This window comes from Streptomyces sp. NPDC101178, assembly GCF_044767965.1.
GTDB lineage: Bacteria > Actinomycetota > Actinomycetes > Streptomycetales > Streptomycetaceae > Streptomyces.
The window spans coordinates 941,895-957,490 of the sequence record NZ_JBIWOZ010000002.1; the positions used below are offsets into that span (position 1 = coordinate 941,895).

Genomic DNA, 15,596 nt, shown 5'->3' on the forward strand with positions numbered 1-15,596 from the left:
GGCGCGGTCGGGTGACGAACGGGCGACTTCTATAGTGACCGAACGGGAAGGTGGAAAATTCCTCGTTGCCCGGACCGGAGGGAAAGATCATGACGGCGGTTCGCGAAGCCACGCCCCAGGGGCGGTACGGCAGGGGCGACGATCAGCGCGCGGACCACAAGCTGAAGATCATCGGTTCGGTGCTGGGCGTCGCACTGCTCGGCCTGGTCGGCTGGATCGGCTGGGGATACGTGACCGGCCAGGGCATCAACGCCGAGCTGATCAAGTTCGACATCGTCTCCGACACGCGGACCGAGGCCCACCTCGAAGTGCGCAAGGGCAGCGAGACCGACGGCTACTGCACCGTACGGGCGCTGAGCAAGGACGGCAGCGAGGTCGGCCGCAAGGAGACCCGCTTCGCCCCGGGCGCGAGCCGGATCGACGAGCTGGTGGTGATGCGGACCCGGGCCCGGGCCACCGCCGTCGAGCTCACGGGCTGCACGGCCGGCGACTCTCCCACCGGCTGACCTCTTCCCTCCCCTCCGTACCGCCTCCGACCTGCGCTCTTACGGCGGCGATGCGGCCCACCCGGAGCCCACCCGGACGTGTGACGGTTTACCTTCTCCCCCTTTTCCTGGGGAATTGTTAGGCTCGTGGTTTCGCCCACCCGAAGAAGCACATGCTTCCGGGTAGGGCGATGCTTTGTATTCCCAGTACCGACGAGGAGCACCTGTGACCCAGACCAGCGAAAACGTCACCTGGCTCACGCAGGAGGCGTACAACCAGCTCAAGGCGGAGCTGGAGTACCTGTCTGGTCCCGCGCGCACGGAGATCGCCGTCAAGATCGCGGCGGCCCGTGAGGAGGGTGACCTCCGGGAGAACGGCGGGTACCACGCGGCCAAGGAGGAGCAGGGCAAGATGGAGCTGCGCGTGCGCCAGCTCACCCAGCTCCTGGAGCACGCGAAGGTCGGCGAGGCGCCGGCCGACGATGGCGTGGTCGAGCCCGGCATGGTCGTGACGATCGCCTTCGACGGTGACGAGGACGACACGACCACGTTCCTGCTCGCCTCCCGCGAGTACGCCAGCGGCGACATCGAGACGTACTCCCCGCAGTCCCCGCTCGGTATCGGCGTGAACGGCAAGCGGACCGGCGACAACGCGGAGTACGAGCTGCCGAACGGCAAGACGGCCACGGTGAAGATCCTGGCGGCGAAGCCGTACACGGGCTGACGTCCGGCCCACCACGACGGAACGACGCACAGGAGCCCCGGCCTTCTCGACGAAGGCCGGGGCTCCTGTGCGTCGTCGGTCGGTCCCCGCCGCCTCAGGCGGTCGCCGAGCGGTACTTGCGGACCGCCAGGGTCCGGAAGACCACGATGATCAGGATCGACCAGAGGACCGAGGCGAGGACCGGGTGCTCCATCGGCCAGGCGCCGGTGACCGACTTCGGCACGCCCGGCATGGTGTTGCCGAAGAGCTCACGGGCGCCCGCCACCGTGGCGCTGAACGGGTTCCACTCGGCGACGTGCTGGAGGAACGTCGGCATGTTGGTGACCGGCACGAAGGCGTTCGAGATGAACGTCAGCGGGAAGAGCCAGATCAGCCCGCCGGAGGTGGCCGCCTCCGGGGTCCGTACGGAGAGGCCGATCAGCGCGCCGATCCAGGAGAACGCGTAGCCGAGCAGGAGCAGCAGCAGGAAGCCGCAGAGCACCTTGCCGATGTTCTCGTGGGCCCGCCAGCCGACGATCAGCGCGACGCCCGCGAGGACGACGAGCGTGAGCGTGGTCTGGACGAGGTCGGCGAGCGTCCGTCCGGTGAGGACCGCTCCCCGGGCCATCGGCAGCGACCGGAAGCGGTCGATGAGCCCCTTGTGCATGTCGTCGGCGATGCCGGCTCCGGCGCCCGCGGTGGCGAAGGTGACGGTCTGGGCGAAGATGCCCGCCATCAGGAATTCCTTGTACAGCTGCGGGTCGGTGGAGCCGCCGATGCTGATCGAGCCGCCGAAGACGTAGGTGAACAGCACCACGAACATGATCGGCTGGATAAGTCCGAAGATCAACATCTCCGGAATCCGGGCCATGCGGATCAGGTTCCGCTTGGCGACGACGAGCGAGTCCTTGGCCGACTGGACCATACCGCCGGAGGGCCGTGAGGTCAGGACGGGAGCGTCCTTGGTGGTGGTGCTCACGGGGTCTCCTCCTTGTCTGCGTGGTCCCCGTTCTCCTCCGCTTCGGCCGCGTGGCCGGTGAGCGAGAGGAAGACGTCGTCCAGGGTCGGGCGGCGCAGCGCGATGTCGTCGATCTCCACTCCGCTGCCGTCCAGCTCGCGGATGATCTCGGCGAGCAGCTTGGCCCCGCCGCTCACCGGGACGGTCAGCTTGCGGGAGATCCGTACGACGGCGACCTCGCCCTTGCCGAGCGAGGCGAGCACCGAACGGGCGGGCTCGATCTCTTCCGGGCGGTGCACGACGACCTCGACGCGCTCGCCGCCGGTGCGGGCCTTGAGCTCGTCGGAGGTGCCGCGGGCGATGACCTTGCCGTGGTCGATGACGCAGATGTCGTTGGCGAGGTGGTCGGCCTCCTCCAGGTACTGCGTGGTCAGCAGCAGCGTCGTACCGCCGGCCACCAGGTCCTCGATGACGTCCCACAGCTGCTGCCGGTTGCGCGGGTCGAGCCCGGTCGTCGGCTCGTCCATGAACATCACGGGCGGCGAGACGACCAGCGCGGCCGCGAGGTCGAGCCGGCGGCGCATCCCGCCGGAGTACGTCTTGGCCGTACGGTCGGCGGCGTCGGCGAGGTTGAACCGCTCCAGCAGGACGCCGGCCCGGGCCTTCGCGTCGCGGGCGCTCATCTGGTAGAGCTGCCCGACCATCTGGAGGTTCTCGCGGCCGGTCAGATACTCGTCGACCGCGGCGAACTGTCCGGAGAGTCCGATCGAGCGGCGTACCTCGTTGGGCTTCTTCAGTACGTCGATCCCGGCCACGAACGCACTTCCGCTGTCGGGCCGCAGGAGGGTGGTGAGGACCCGGACGGCGGTCGTCTTGCCCGCGCCGTTGGGTCCGAGCAGCCCGAGGACGGTGCCCTCGGGCACATCGAGGTCGACTCCGTCCAGGGCTCGTACGTCGCCGAAGGTCTTGACCAGACCTTCGGCATGGATGGCACCTGGCATAGAGGGACTCCCCCGTCGCTCACGGATGACGTACATGTACGTGGTTTCGGGAGCGATCCTAGGATTCACCGGGCCTCACCGCGCGCTGAATAACGCGATTCGGCCATCCGGCAGGAACCGGACGGTCAGCCGATGACCCGGTACCCCTCCGCGCGCAGCGCCGCCTCGACCTCTTCGCAGTGGCGGGGGCCCTTGGTCTCCAGATGGAGGTCGACCTCCACCTCGGTCAGTCCGAGGCGCGGGTCGGTGCGCACATGGCCGATATCGAGCACATTGGCGTCGGCGACGGTCAGCGTGGCCAGCAGGGTGGCCAGCGCGCCGGGCCGGTCGGTGAGCCGCAGCCGCAGGCTGAGGTAGCGGCCGGCGGCGGACATGCCGTGGCGCAGGACGCGCTGCATCAGGAGCGGGTCCACGTTGCCGCCGGAGAGCACCGCCACCACCGGGCCGCGGAACGCCTCCGGGTCGCTGAGCAGCGCGGCCACCGGGCTCGCCCCGGCAGGCTCCACCACCAGCTTGGCCCGCTCCAGGCAGAGCAGCAGCGCGCTGGAGAGCTCGTCCTCCGTGACGGTGCGGACCTCGTCGACCAGCTCCTCGATGAACGTGAACGGGACGTCGCCGGGGCGGCCGACCTTGATGCCGTCGGCCATGGTGGCCGGGTTGTCCAGCGAGACCGGGTGTCCGGCGGCGAGCGAGGGCGGATAGGCGGCGGCGCCCTCGGCCTGGACGCCGACGATCCGGATGTCCGGGCGCAGCGCCTTCACCGCGACGGCGATCCCGGCCGCGAGGCCTCCACCGCCGATGCCGACGACGATGGTGCGGACCTCCGGGCACTGCTCCAGGATCTCCAGGCCGACCGTGCCCTGGCCCGCGATGATGTCCGGGTGGTCGAAGGGGTGGATGAAGACCGCGCCGGTCTCCTCCGCGTACCGCTGCGCGGCCGCCAGCGTCTCGTCGACGACCTGGCCGTGCAGCCGCACCTCGGCGCCGTAACTCTGGGTGGCGGCGACCTTCGGGAGCGGTGCGCCGACGGGCATGAAGACGGTGGAGCGGACGCCGAGGAGGGAGGAGGCGAGGGCGACGCCCTGGGCGTGGTTCCCGGCGCTGGCGGCGACGACCCCGGCGGCCCGCTCCACCGGGGTGAGGCCGGAGATGCGGACGTAGGCGCCGCGCAGTTTGAAGGAGCCGGTGCGCTGGAGGTTCTCGCACTTGAGGTGGACCGGGGCGCCGACCAGCTCGCTCAGGTGCCGGCTGCCCTCCAGTGCGGTGACCCTGGCCACCCCGGACAGCATTTTCTGCGCGCCCCGGACATCGTCGAGGATCAGGGCCGGGTGCCGGGAGGTCGCGCGGAACATCATGTCCGCAAGTCTTGCAGCTCCGGGCGGTCGCGGCAGACTTGTCTCATGGCGGCCTGCGGTGGTGTCCGCAGGTTTGTGCGGCACTGGTACGCGTTGCCCCGGGGCCGCGTACTCTGTCCCCCACCCATCCGACACCGCACGAAGAGAGCTTCCAGCCATGCCCCCTCAGGACATGACGACTGCTGCGTCTCCTTCCGGGGGCGCCGCCCCCGAACACCCGGGTCCCGACCGCCTGCTGGACTCCCTCCAGCACCAGGTGGCGGTCTTCGCCCGCCGTGCCGAGCAGACCCGCCTCGGCGGTGTCGGCCAGGTCCGCAACTCGATGGACCGGGCTGCCTACCTGCTGCTCAACCGCCTGGACAAGGAAGGCCCGATGGGCGTCAAGGCGCTGGCGGCCGGGATGGGGATCGACTCCTCGACCGTGACCCGGCAGGTCGCGCCGCTCGTCGACACCGGCCTGGTCAAGCGCACGTCGCACCCGGAGGACGGCCGGGCCGTCGTCCTCCAGCTCTCGCCGCGCGGCCAGGCCCGCCTGGAGGAGGTCCGCGCCTCACGGCGCGAGCTGATGTCCCAGGTGACGGACGGCTGGACGCAGGAGGAGCGGGACACCTTCTGCGCGCTGCTCACCCGGTTCAACGGTTCGCTGGCCGCCCGCCAGGCCGCGCACCAGCCGCCGCAGAGTGACTGAGCCCTCATCCGTACGCCCCTCCTCGGGCCCCTGTCCCCGCCGGGCGGCAGGGGCCTTGCCGTACGCTTCGCGAAGAGTTGCCAGAGGGATACTTTTTATCTTTAAGGGGCGCGGGCGATGGCCAAGCAGGACAGCAAGAGCGATCTGGCGGGACTCCTGTCCGCCGACCGCGAGCGGGTCGAGGGAGAGTGGATCGACGGCGTCGCGGGTTCGCTCAAGGGCCGCATCAGCAAGGCCGAGGTCGACCGGGAGCTGCGTGAACTGTACGCGGCGCTCGCGGACGCGTTCGCCGCGGGCGGCGAGGACGCGCGCGGCGACAACTTCTCCGAGACCCGGGCGCTGCTGACCGAGCTGTCGCGCAACCGGGCCCGGCAGGGTTTCACGCCCAGCGAGACGGCGATCAGCGTGCTGGCGCTCAAGCGGGCGTTCGAACCGGCGCTGGCGGACGGATCGGGTCAGGACACCGCCGGGTACCTGCGGCTGAGCCGCGTCCTCGACGACCTGGCCCTCTTCACCATCGAGACGTACACCCGCACCCGCGAGGAGATCATCAGCTCGCAGGCGGCCCAGCTCATGGAGCTGTCGACGCCCGTGGTGAAGCTCTGGAACGGGGTCATCGCCGTGCCGCTGGTGGGCACCCTGGACTCGGCCCGCACCCAGGTGGTGATGGAGAAGCTCCTCCAGGCGCTGGTGGACACCGGCTCCGAGCAGGCCATCATCGACATCACCGGCGTCCCCGCCGTCGACACCCAGGTCGCGCAGCACCTGCTCAAGACGGTCGTCGCGGCCCGGCTGATGGGCGCGGAGTGCACGGTCTCCGGTATCCGTCCGCAGATCGCGCAGACCATCGTCGCGCTGGGCATCGAGTTCGGTGACATCGTCACCAAGGCGACCCTCGCCGACGCGCTCCAGCACGCGCTGAAGAAGTCCGGCGTCGACCTCGTCGCCCACCAGGGACCGCGCCGATGAGCGAACGCGTACCGGTCCTGCGGATCGGTGACATCCTCCTCGTCTCGATCCAGGTGGACCTGGAGGACCAGACGGTGCTGGACCTCCAGGAGGACCTGGCCGATCAGATCGTGGCGCGGGCGGCCCGCGGGGTCGTCATCGACATCACCGCGGTCGAGATCGTCGACTCGTTCGTCGGCCGCATGCTGGCCACGATCGCCTCCATATCCCGGCTCCTCGACGCCGAGACCGTGGTCGTGGGCATGCGGCCCGCCGTGGCCATCACCCTCGTCGAGCTGGGACTGTCGCTCGGCGGCGTCCGTACCGCGCTCGACCTGGAGAAGGGACTCGCGCTGCTGCGCCGGTCTGCGACCGGTGCGGAACTGCCGTGACCGTCCCCTGGGCGGTGGAGGCACCACCGCAGACGCAGCCGATCACGCAGAACGACGACGTCGTCCGTTCCCGCCAGCAGGTCCGCACGTTCGCGCAGGCGTGCCGGCTCTCCCTGGTCGACCAGACGAAGTTCATCACCGCCGCCAGCGAACTCGCCCGCAACACCCTGGTGTACGGCGGCGGCGGGGAGATGCGGGCCGGACCGGTGGAACGGCACGGGCGGCGCGGGGTCGCGGCCGTCTTCGCCGACTCCGGGCCCGGTATCCCCGACACCGAGCTGGCCCTCACCGACGGCTGGACCTCCGGCGGCGGTCTGGGCCTCGGGCTGAGCGGGGCGCGGCGGCTGGTCGACGAGTTCTTCCTCGACACCGAGGTGGGCCGCGGCACCACCGTCACCATCATCAAGTGGGCGCGATGACGACGTTGAGCGTCCTGGACCAGGAGGACGTGGAGTGGTTCCGCGCCGCCGCCGAGATGCCCTCGGCGGCCCGGGGCGCCGCCGCCACCCTGGCCCGGCGCATCGGCATGGACGCCTACCGGTCCTCCGAAGTCGCCCTCGCGGTCACCGAGGCCGCGACCAACCTGGAGCGCCACGCGAGCGACGGCGCGCTGCTGCTCCGCGTCCTGCGCACCCCGGAACAGGCGGGCGTCGAGTTCGTCACCGTGGACACCGGCCCCGGCATCGCCGATGTGGAGGCGGCTCTGTCGGACGGCGCGTCCTCCGCGGGGACGCTGGGCATCGGGCTCGGCGCGGTGGCCCGGCTCGCCGACGCCTTCGACATCCACTCCCTGCCGGGCCGGGGCACCGTCATGGCCGCGCAGTTCTGGGCGCGCGAGGCGGGAGCGGCACCCACCGGCGGTGTGCCGTCGGTCGCCTCGGGGCTGACCCGGCCCATCAGCGGCGAGACGAGCTGCGGTGACGCCTGGGCCGTACGCGTGGACGAAGGCGGTACGGAGGGGTCCCGCCCGTTCGCCGGCGGCTCCGCCCCGTCCGCGGAGCCGGCGGTCCTGGCCATGCTCTGCGACGGGCTGGGCCACGGGCCGCTCGCCGCGCTCGCCGCCGAGGCCGCGGTCGCGGCGTTCCGGCGGAGCACCGCCCGCCACCCGGAGGGCCTGCTCCGCGACATCCACGCGGCGCTGCGCGGCACCCGGGGCGGCGCGGTGGCGGTGGCCCGGATCGAGCCGGGCCGTAAGCGGCTCCTCTACTGCGGCATCGGCAACGTGAGCGGCGTCCTGCTCGGCCCCGAATCCCGTAACGGCCTGCTGTCCGCACCGGGCATCGTCGGGCAGCAGATGCGGAGCCTGCGCACCTTCGAGCTGCCGCTGAAGCCGGGCGGCGCGCTGGTCATGCACTCCGACGGGCTGACCGAGCGGTGGAAGGCCGACGACCTGCCCGGCCTGCTCCGGCACAGCCCGGCCGTGATGGCGGGCCAACTGCTGCGCGAGGCCGGGGTCCGCCGCGACGACGCGGGGATCCTGGTCGTCAAGGGGGCCTGGTGAGCGGAGGCGTACCGGACCCGGCCACCCTCGCGGCGTACGAACTCACCACGGCGCGGGACGTCTTCGCCCTGCGCCGCACGGGGCAGAGCGCGGCGGCGGCCCTGGGGATGGACCGCCAGGACCAGGTGCGCATCGCCACCGCGCTGAGCGAGCTGGGCCGCGACCGGCTCGGCTGCACGGGCCTGACCGTGTCCTTCGCCGTGCCGGCGGGCCCGGAGGCGGTGCTCTCCGTCGTCTTCGTGTGGACAGGCGGTACGAAGGCGGCCCCCGATCTCGAACCGGCCGCCCGGCTCCTGCACCGTGTCCGCCACGAGCCCGCCGCCCCGGGGGGTCGGATCGTCGCCGAGCACCCGCTGCCCGCGAGCTGGGCGGACGGCCCGGACGCGCGGCGCGGGGTGCGGGAGGCGCTGAGCCGGCACGCCTCGCCGACCCTCGCCGACGACCTGCGGGCCCAGACCCGCGACCTGATCGCCGCCCTGGAGGAGACCCGGGCCCAGCGCGAGGAGATGCGCCGCCTCAACGAGGAGCTGGAGGAGACCAACCGCGGCGTCCTGGCCCTCTACACCGAGCTGTCGCAGGAACTGGAGGAGACGAACAGCGGGGTCGTGGCCCTCCACTCCGAGCTGGAGGAGAAATCCGCGCGGCTGCGCGAGACCAGCGAGGCCAAGACGCGGTTCTGGCGGAACATCAGCCATGAGCTCCGCACCCCGGTGAACGCGGTGGTGGCCCTCACCCGGCTGCTGATGGCCCCCGGCTCCGCCCCGCTCACCGACGAGCAGCGCCGCCAGCTCTCCCTCATCGACGCCTCCGGGCAGTCCCTGCTCTCGCTGGTCGGCGACCTGCTGGACGTGGCCAAGGCGGAGGCGGGCCAGCTGGAGATCAGCGCGGCGCCGACCGATCTGCGCGCGCTGCTGGCCCAGTTGGGTGCCGTGATGCGCGGTACGGGAGCGCCCGGCGTCGTCCTGCTGATGCCCGAGCCCGCCGCCTTCCCGGTGGCGGTCACCGACGAGGCCCTGCTGACGCGGATCCTGCGCAACCTGCTCTCCAACGCCCTGAAGTTCACCGAGCAGGGCGAGGTCCGGCTGGAGTTCCGGGTGGACCCGCCGTGGATGGCCTTCACCGTCACCGATACCGGCGTCGGCATCCCGGAGGACGAACTGGCCCGGGTGTTCGAGGAGTTCTACCAGGTACGGGGACCGCTCCAGCGGGTCCACCGGGGCACCGGCCTCGGACTCCCGTACGCCCGGACCCTCACCGAACTCCTCGGCGGCACGCTCCGGTTGTCGAGCACCCTCGGAGCGGGTACCCGGGTGGAGGTCGAGCTGCCCTTCGTGCCCGCGCCCTCGCCGTCCGCACCCGCCCCGGAGACCGACCCGTGAACGAGACCGCCCGCGTCGACAGTGCGCCAGGAACCGTCCTGGTGATCGACGACGACGAGACCAACCGCTACATCCTCACGAGCTGGCTCACCCGGGCCGGGCACACGGTCGTCGGCGCGGCCGACGGCACCGAGGGGCTGGCCCTGCTCGCGTCGGCCGGCAGCCCGCTGCCGGAAGCGGCCGTCATCGACGTACAGCTCCCGGACATGACCGGCTTCGAGGTCTGCGAGCGGATCAAGGCCGACGCGCGCACCGCCTATCTGCCGGTCATCCACGTCTCGGCCGTCGCCGTCAACGCCGAGGACCACACGGAGGGGCTCAGCCGGGGCGCGGACGCCTATCTGGACCAGCCCATCGACCCGGGCGAGTTCCTGGCCACCGTGACGGCCGCGCTGCGCTACGCGCGGGCCCGGCGCCGGGCGGAGCTGCTGACCCTGCGGCTGGCCGTGCTGAACCGGGCGACCCTGGACGTCTACCGAGCCGTCGGCTTCCACTCCTTCAGCGCCGCGGCGACCGGTGGCGCCGCGGCTCTGATGTCCGCCCCCGCCACCGCGGTCTTCCTGAGCCCGCAGGGACAGCCGGTGCACAGCCACGCCGCAGGACCCGACGCGGTCCCCCGTTCCGCGCCGGCGGGCGCCGAGCTGCTGGACCGGCTGGCCGACTTCTCGCTCGGCGGCGACACCGGCATCGAGGTCACGTCGGTACCGCACAGCCGCTGGAGGGCGCTGCTGCCGCTCGACCCGATCGACGGGGACGTCGTGCTGGTGGTGGCCCGGACCAAGCGCAACCGGCCACCCGTCTGCGTCGCCGTACCCGCCGGCGCGGCCCGCACCACCGACGAGCGGGAGCTCCTCCAGCAGCTCGTCAACGCCTGCGCGCTGGCCCTGGAGGCGCTGCGTACCTTCAACGAGGAGCACGCCCTCGCGCTCGCCCTCCAGCGCACCTTCCTGCCGGACCGGCTGCCGGCGGTGCCGGGCGTCTCGCTCGCCGTGCGCTACCTCCCGGCCTCCGACCACGCGGAGATCGGCGGCGACTTCTACGAGGCCCTGGAGACGCCGGACGGGCTACTCCTGGCCATCGGCGACGTGGCCGGGCACTCGCTGGTGGCCGCGACGGTCATGGGCGAGATCCGCCACGCGCTGCGCGCCTACGCCCTGGAGGGCCACCCGCCCCACCATGTGCTGGAGCGCCTCGACGCCCTCCTCGCCCACACCCGGCCCGGCCTCACCGTGACGCTCTGCCTGGTCCTGGTCGACGCGGACGGCAGCCGGATCCGCGTCGCCAATGCCGGTCACATCCCACCCCTCCTGCTCGCCCCCGACGGCGCCGCCGTCTACCTCCACGAGCACGGCCCGCTGCTGGGCCTCCGGCTGCCGCACCCGCCCGCCCGCGTCCACCAGGTCGCCCCGGGCACCCGGGTCCTGCTGATCACCGACGGCCTGGTGGAGGTGCGCACCCAGGATCTCGACGACAGCCTGGCGGCGTTCCGCGCCGCGACGCTGGAGGGTCCCCGGGAGCTGGAGGCCCTCTGCGACGCCCTCCTCGGCGCGTTCGGCGAGGACAAGGACGACGACATCGCGCTGCTCGCACTCCAGCTGGACGACGCCCCGGACCCGTCACGTCGGCCCTCTTGACCGCACCCGGGTGCCGGGGCTCGGATGTGCTGCATGCGAGAGCGGCAGACCCACCGGGACCGGCTCCGCGCCCAGGAGTTCGAGGCCTTCGTGGCGGGCGCGGGCGGCCGGCTGCTGCACACGGCGACGCTGCTCACCGCCGAGCCGGCCGCACCGGCGGCCACCGGCGTGCGGGCGGAGCGGCTGCTCTGCGCGGCGCTGGCACGCACGTACGCGGAGTGGGACCGGCTGCGCGGCGAGGACCCGTACGACCGCACCCGCCAGGAGCTGGCGGTCCGCTTCGCGCGGGAGGCCTGGCGCCACCGGCGGCCGCTCGGCGGTGTGCTGGACCGGCTCGCGCCGCTGGAGCGGCTGGTGCTGGTGCTGCGCGTGTACGAGGAGGTCGGCGAGGACCAGGCGGCGGCGCTGCTGGGCCTTCCGCCGGACCGGATCCGGGCCGTCTGCGACCGCTCGGTCGCGGCGATGCGCGCGGGCACTCGGGGGGCTTTCGGGGTGGCGCGGTGACCGGGGGCCGGGACCGCAGGGCGGAGGAGGTCCGGCGGCTGCTGGAGGGCCCGCACCCGGCGGTGCCGGCCGCGCTGGCCGCCCGGGCCGCGCGGCGCGGGACCCGGCTGCTGCGGGTGCGGCGCGCGGTGCGGCGTACGGCCTGGTGGCTGGCGGCGGCGGTGTTCGCCGCGTTCCTGGTGTGGGCCTGGGTGGAGCAGCCGTGGCTGCCGGACCCGGCGGAGGTGACGCCGCCGCTGGAGGGGCGGTGAAAGGTGCCGGGGGCCCGCCCTGCGCCGGACGGGCCCCCGGGGCTCTGTTTCCCGGTCAGCCCAGGGCCTGGGTGAGGTCGGCGGCCAGGTCGTCGCCGTTCTCGATGCCGACGGAGAGGCGGACCAGGTCGGCGGGGACCTCCAGGAGGGAGCCCGCGACGGAGGCGTGCGTCATCCGGCCGGGGTGCTCGATCAGCGACTCGACGCCGCCGAGGGACTCGCCGAGGGTGAAGAGCTCGGCCCGTTCGCAGACCTTGAGCGCCTCCGCCTCGCCGCCCGCGACCCGGAACGAGACCATGCCGCCGAAGTCCTTCATCTGCTTGGCGGCGATGTCGTGGCCGGCGTGCTCGGGCAGGCCCGGGTAGTAGACCTGGGAGACCTTGGGGTGGCGGGTCAGCAGGTCGGCGATCTTGGTGGCGTTCTCGGAGTGGCGGTCCATGCGGACGGCGAGCGTCTTGGTGCCGCGCAGCACCAGCCAGGCGTCGAACGGGCCGGAGACCGCGCCCATCGCGTTCTGGTGGAAGGCCAGCTCGTCGGCGAGCTCCTGGTCGCCGACGACGAGCGCGCCGCCGACGACGTCGGAGTGGCCGCCCATGTACTTGGTGGTGGAGTGCACGACGACGTCCGCGCCGAGCGCCAGCGGCTGCTGGAGGTAGGGCGAGGCGAAGGTGTTGTCGACGACGAGGCGGGCCCCGGCGTCGTGCGCGACCTGCGCGACGGCCGCGATGTCGGTGATGTTGAGCAGCGGGTTGGAGGGCGTCTCGACCCAGACCGCCTTGGTACGCGGCGTGATCGCGGCCCGGACCGCCGCCACGTCCGAGGTGTCGGCCACCGAGAACTCCACGCCCCAGCGTGCGGCGACCTTGGCGAAGAGCCGGAAGGTGCCGCCGTAGGCGTCGTTCGGGATGACCACGTGGTCGCCCGGGGTCAGCAGCGTACGGAGGAGGGTGTCCTCTGCGGCGAGGCCGGAGGCGAAGGCGAGCCCGCGGCGGCCGCCTTCCAGGGCCGCCAGGTTCTCCTCCAGGGCGGTCCGGGTCGGGTTGCCGCTGCGGCTGTACTCGTAGCCGCCGCGCAGTCCGCCCACGCCGTCCTGCTTGTACGTGGACACCTGGTAGATGGGCGGGACCACGGCACCGGTGAGGGGATCGGCGGTGTTCCCCGCGTGGATGGCGAGGGTCTCGAAGCTGTGCTGGTCGCTCATGGGCCCGAGCGTAGTTCGTCACGAGGGTCCGTACCGGCCACTCGGGGGCTCCGGGGACAATGGGTCCATGGAGATTCTGTTGTTCCTGCTCGCGATGTGCATGCTCGCCGCGATCGTCGGCCCCTGGGTGATGCGCCGGCGGGGCGGTATCCGCCAGGTCGCGCCGGGCTCGCCGGACGCCGCCGACCCCGACACGTACGGCTTCGCCCGCCAGGAGGAGCTGGACGTCCGGATGCCGGGCCCGGACCAGGACCTCCTGGACGTCCTCGACGTCGTCCAGGCCACCCAGGAGTGGCGGGCCGCCTCGCAGCTGCTCGCGGGTACGCCGAAGGAGGGCGAGGTCCGCTGGCAGCGGGTGCAGGCCTTCGCGGGCGCGGCCTCGCTGGAGCTGGCCCAGCAGCCGGGCAAGGGCGGCTCCTGGCTGCGGGCCTGGCGGGCGGAGGCGCCGAAGGACGCGGGCGGGGCGGCGGTGCACGCGGAGTTCCTGGTGCAGCAGGCGTGGCGCTCCTCGTCGGCCGGGACCGACGACTTCCGGATCATCCTGGAGGAGGCCCGTACCGTCTGCGGCGAGGCGGCGCTCCTCGCACCCGGTGACCCGGTGCCGTACATCGTGGAGCTGGCGGTGGCCCGGGGCCTGGGCTACACCCCCGAGCAGTTCGACCAGCTCTGGGCGAAGATCATCGACCGGGCCCCGGCGCACATGGGCGCGCACATCGCGGCGCTGCACTTCCACTCCGAGCGGTGGCACGGCTCCCGCAAGGACGCCGAGGCCTTCGCCACGGCCGCCGCCGCCCGCGCCCCGCAAGGTTCGCTGCTGGCCGCGCTGCCGTTGTTCGCGGTGTACGAGCACCTGCCGGAGGTCAACCTCGTGCAGGGCTTCTACCGCAGCCAGGTGGTGACCAGGGCGGTGGAGGGCGCGATGTTCGCGGTCCACGCGGCCCGCCCCGACGACCCGATGCTCGCCCACGTACGCCACCTGCTGGTCCTCTTCCTGGTCCACATGGAGCGGTGGTCGGAGGCGATGCACCAGCTGGTCCTGATCGACGGCCATGTCGGCGCGCTGCCGTGGACGGCAGAGGCGGACCCGGCCGCGCAGTACGCGGTGTACCGGGCGCTGGCGGTGGCCGGCTACGAGGCGAACGGCGGCTCTCCGGCGACGCTGCCGCACTGAGGCGGGGCACCGCCCGCGACCTGCGGCGTATCCGCGTTGCCGCCGCCCCGCCCGGTACGGCATACTCCGGTTCCCCTCACACGCACGTTCGACTCCTGCCGTCGACGCGCGTCTTGCCCACTTCGTTCCCGTGGGGGGAAACCGGCCGATGGACAACCGCGGTCCCTCACAGAGAGAGACCACGTGACCATCCTGCTGTGGGGCGTTCTGGCCCCCATCGGCCTCATCGTCCTGGCCGTCGGGCTCTGGTTCCTGAAAGCCATCGTGCAGGGCTGGCGGGAGGGCTGGCGGAGCGACGGCTCGGACGGGCCCGACGGCGCGTACGAGCTGCCGGAGGAGAGCGCGGCGCTCGGCCTGCTCCCGCCGGACCGCCAGGACACCGGCAGCGCGAGCCCGGTGCCCGCCGGACTGGCGGCGGCGCTCGACGCGGTGGCGCGCGGGGAGTGGGAGACGGCCGCCGGGCTGATGGCGCGTACGGCCGTCGAGCGCGACTGGGAGAACCGGTCGGGGTACGCGTACGAGCTGGGCTCCAGGGCCGCGCAGGACGACGCCTGGCTGCTGGCCTGGGAGACGGCCCGCCCGGACGACCCGGACGCGGCGGTGGTGCGGGCCCGCAGCACGGTCTGCCTGGCCTGGGACATCCGGGGCGGGAAGCGGGCGCAGTACACGACGGGCGAGCAGTTCCGGGGCTTCCACGCCACGCTGCAGCGCTCGCGCGCGGAGACGGAGCGGGCGGCCGGGCTGAACCCGCAGGACCCGACCCCGTACATCACCGGGATATGGACCGCGCTCGGCCTCGGCCACCCGCACACGGAGATGGAGCGGATCTGGTCCGCGATCACCGAGCGTGCGCCGTACCACTACGAGGCGCACTTCTCGGCGGTGCAGTACTGGTGCGGGAAGTGGCGCGGTTCGCACGAGCTGGCCGAGGCGTTCGCCGCCGAGGCCGCCGCGAAGGCGCCGCCGGGCAGCCTGCTGACCGCGTTCCCGCTGATCGTGCACTTCGAGCACGACGAGACCACGGACCAGGACGCGGACCGGACACCGGAGATGATCGCCCTGGTCGACGCCGCCCTGGCCGACGTGGCAGCCGCCGATCCGGCCCACCCGCGCCTGGCGGAGGTGCGCCACCTGCTGGCGTACTACCTGTCGCTCCAGGACCGCGACGAGGCGGCGGTGGAGCAGTTCAGGCTGGTGGACGGCTATGTGAACGCGCTGCCGTGGCGCTACCGGGTCGAACCGGCGGAGGAGTACTGCGCCTTGCGCGACCAGTCGGTGCGGGCGATTGGCTGAGTTGGGGTGAGGCGGCCGGGACCTGAGGCCGGCTCGGGGCCGGGACCTGAGACCGGCGCGGGCCCGGCGGCCACCGGGATCCGGCCCGGCCCCTGGCCCGGCCCCTGGCCCGGCCCCGCCTCGTCCGGAATC

17 protein-coding genes are annotated in these 15,596 nt (G+C 72.8%); 13 read left to right on the forward strand and 4 right to left on the reverse strand.

Translation table 11 applies throughout. The annotated features are described in order from the left end of the window. Positions 1-89 precede the first annotated feature (89 nt). Positions 90-506: a DUF4307 domain-containing protein gene (locus ACIRR8_RS08315; RefSeq protein WP_404060535.1), complete on the forward strand. Its 417-nt coding sequence runs from the start codon at positions 90-92 to the stop codon at positions 504-506. A gap of 205 nt (positions 507-711) precedes the next feature. Next, positions 712-1,209 (forward strand): transcription elongation factor GreA, encoded by a 498-nt coding sequence (gene greA, locus ACIRR8_RS08320; protein ID WP_030561462.1) that lies wholly within the window; start codon positions 712-714, stop codon positions 1,207-1,209. A gap of 94 nt (positions 1,210-1,303) precedes the next feature. Here the strand turns inward: greA and ACIRR8_RS08325 are convergent, their stop codons facing one another. The 3 genes from ACIRR8_RS08325 to ilvA all read right to left on the reverse strand — a co-directional run bounded on the left by ACIRR8_RS08325 (position 1,304) and on the right by ilvA (position 4,502). Then, positions 1,304-2,167: an ABC transporter permease gene (locus tag ACIRR8_RS08325; RefSeq protein ID WP_404060537.1), complete on the reverse strand. Its 864-nt coding sequence runs from the start codon at positions 2,165-2,167 to the stop codon at positions 1,304-1,306. After that, complete coding sequence (locus ACIRR8_RS08330) at positions 2,164-3,147, reverse strand: ATP-binding cassette domain-containing protein (RefSeq protein ID WP_404060539.1); 984 nt, start codon at positions 3,145-3,147, stop codon at positions 2,164-2,166. Before ACIRR8_RS08330 ends, ACIRR8_RS08325 begins: the two co-directional genes overlap by 4 nt. 125 nt (positions 3,148-3,272) lie before the next feature. Then, a complete protein-coding gene (gene ilvA / locus ACIRR8_RS08335; protein WP_404060541.1) occupies positions 3,273-4,502 on the reverse strand; it encodes a threonine ammonia-lyase in 1,230 nt (409 codons plus the stop codon). 157 nt (positions 4,503-4,659) lie between these two features. On the opposite strand from ilvA, the gene ACIRR8_RS08340 reads away from it, so the two are divergent. The 9 genes from ACIRR8_RS08340 (at position 4,660) to ACIRR8_RS08380 (ending at position 11,799) form a co-directional block, all read left to right on the forward strand. Next, on the forward strand, positions 4,660-5,190 hold the full coding sequence (locus tag ACIRR8_RS08340) for a MarR family winged helix-turn-helix transcriptional regulator (protein WP_404060544.1): 531 nt from the start codon (positions 4,660-4,662) through the stop codon (positions 5,188-5,190). 117 nt (positions 5,191-5,307) lie between these two features. Continuing rightward, on the forward strand, positions 5,308-6,159 hold the full coding sequence (locus ACIRR8_RS08345; RefSeq protein ID WP_404060547.1) for an STAS domain-containing protein: 852 nt from the start codon (positions 5,308-5,310) through the stop codon (positions 6,157-6,159). Next, entirely contained in the window at positions 6,156-6,530 is a 375-nt protein-coding gene (locus ACIRR8_RS08350; RefSeq protein WP_404060550.1) for an STAS domain-containing protein, read from the forward strand. Before ACIRR8_RS08345 ends, ACIRR8_RS08350 begins: the two co-directional genes overlap by 4 nt. After that, on the forward strand, positions 6,527-6,949 hold the full coding sequence (locus ACIRR8_RS08355; protein ID WP_404060553.1) for an ATP-binding protein: 423 nt from the start codon (positions 6,527-6,529) through the stop codon (positions 6,947-6,949). The genes ACIRR8_RS08350 and ACIRR8_RS08355 overlap by 4 nt, the downstream gene beginning before the upstream one ends. After that, positions 6,946-8,031, forward strand: a complete 1,086-nt coding sequence (locus tag ACIRR8_RS08360; protein ID WP_404060555.1) for an ATP-binding SpoIIE family protein phosphatase — start codon at positions 6,946-6,948, stop codon at positions 8,029-8,031. Before ACIRR8_RS08355 ends, ACIRR8_RS08360 begins: the two co-directional genes overlap by 4 nt. Next, on the forward strand, positions 8,028-9,410 hold the full coding sequence (locus ACIRR8_RS08365; RefSeq protein ID WP_404060558.1) for a sensor histidine kinase: 1,383 nt from the start codon (positions 8,028-8,030) through the stop codon (positions 9,408-9,410). Before ACIRR8_RS08360 ends, ACIRR8_RS08365 begins: the two co-directional genes overlap by 4 nt. Continuing rightward, entirely contained in the window at positions 9,407-11,044 is a 1,638-nt protein-coding gene (locus ACIRR8_RS08370; protein WP_404060561.1) for a SpoIIE family protein phosphatase, read from the forward strand. Before ACIRR8_RS08365 ends, ACIRR8_RS08370 begins: the two co-directional genes overlap by 4 nt. 33 nt (positions 11,045-11,077) lie before the next feature. Continuing rightward, positions 11,078-11,548, forward strand: coding sequence for an RNA polymerase (locus tag ACIRR8_RS08375; protein ID WP_404060564.1), 471 nt, complete (start codon positions 11,078-11,080; stop codon positions 11,546-11,548). Beyond that, positions 11,545-11,799, forward strand: coding sequence for a hypothetical protein (locus ACIRR8_RS08380; RefSeq protein ID WP_404060567.1), 255 nt, complete (start codon positions 11,545-11,547; stop codon positions 11,797-11,799). The genes ACIRR8_RS08375 and ACIRR8_RS08380 overlap by 4 nt, the downstream gene beginning before the upstream one ends. 55 nt (positions 11,800-11,854) lie before the next feature. Here ACIRR8_RS08380 and ACIRR8_RS08385 read toward each other — a convergent pair whose 3' ends face one another. Next, the gene (locus tag ACIRR8_RS08385; RefSeq protein ID WP_404060569.1) at positions 11,855-13,000 is read right to left on the reverse strand and encodes a cystathionine gamma-synthase; all 1,146 of its coding nucleotides are present in this window, start codon (positions 12,998-13,000) and stop codon (positions 11,855-11,857) included. Positions 13,001-13,067: 67 nt separating this feature from the next. Between ACIRR8_RS08385 and ACIRR8_RS08390 the strand changes: the two genes are divergently transcribed. Next, positions 13,068-14,171 carry a hypothetical protein gene (locus tag ACIRR8_RS08390; RefSeq protein ID WP_404060572.1) on the forward strand — a complete coding sequence of 368 codons (1,104 nt, stop codon included), beginning with the start codon at positions 13,068-13,070 and terminating at the stop codon, positions 14,169-14,171. A gap of 183 nt (positions 14,172-14,354) precedes the next feature. Then, positions 14,355-15,464 (forward strand): hypothetical protein, encoded by a 1,110-nt coding sequence (locus ACIRR8_RS08395; RefSeq protein WP_404060575.1) that lies wholly within the window; start codon positions 14,355-14,357, stop codon positions 15,462-15,464. Positions 15,465-15,596 lie beyond the last annotated feature (132 nt).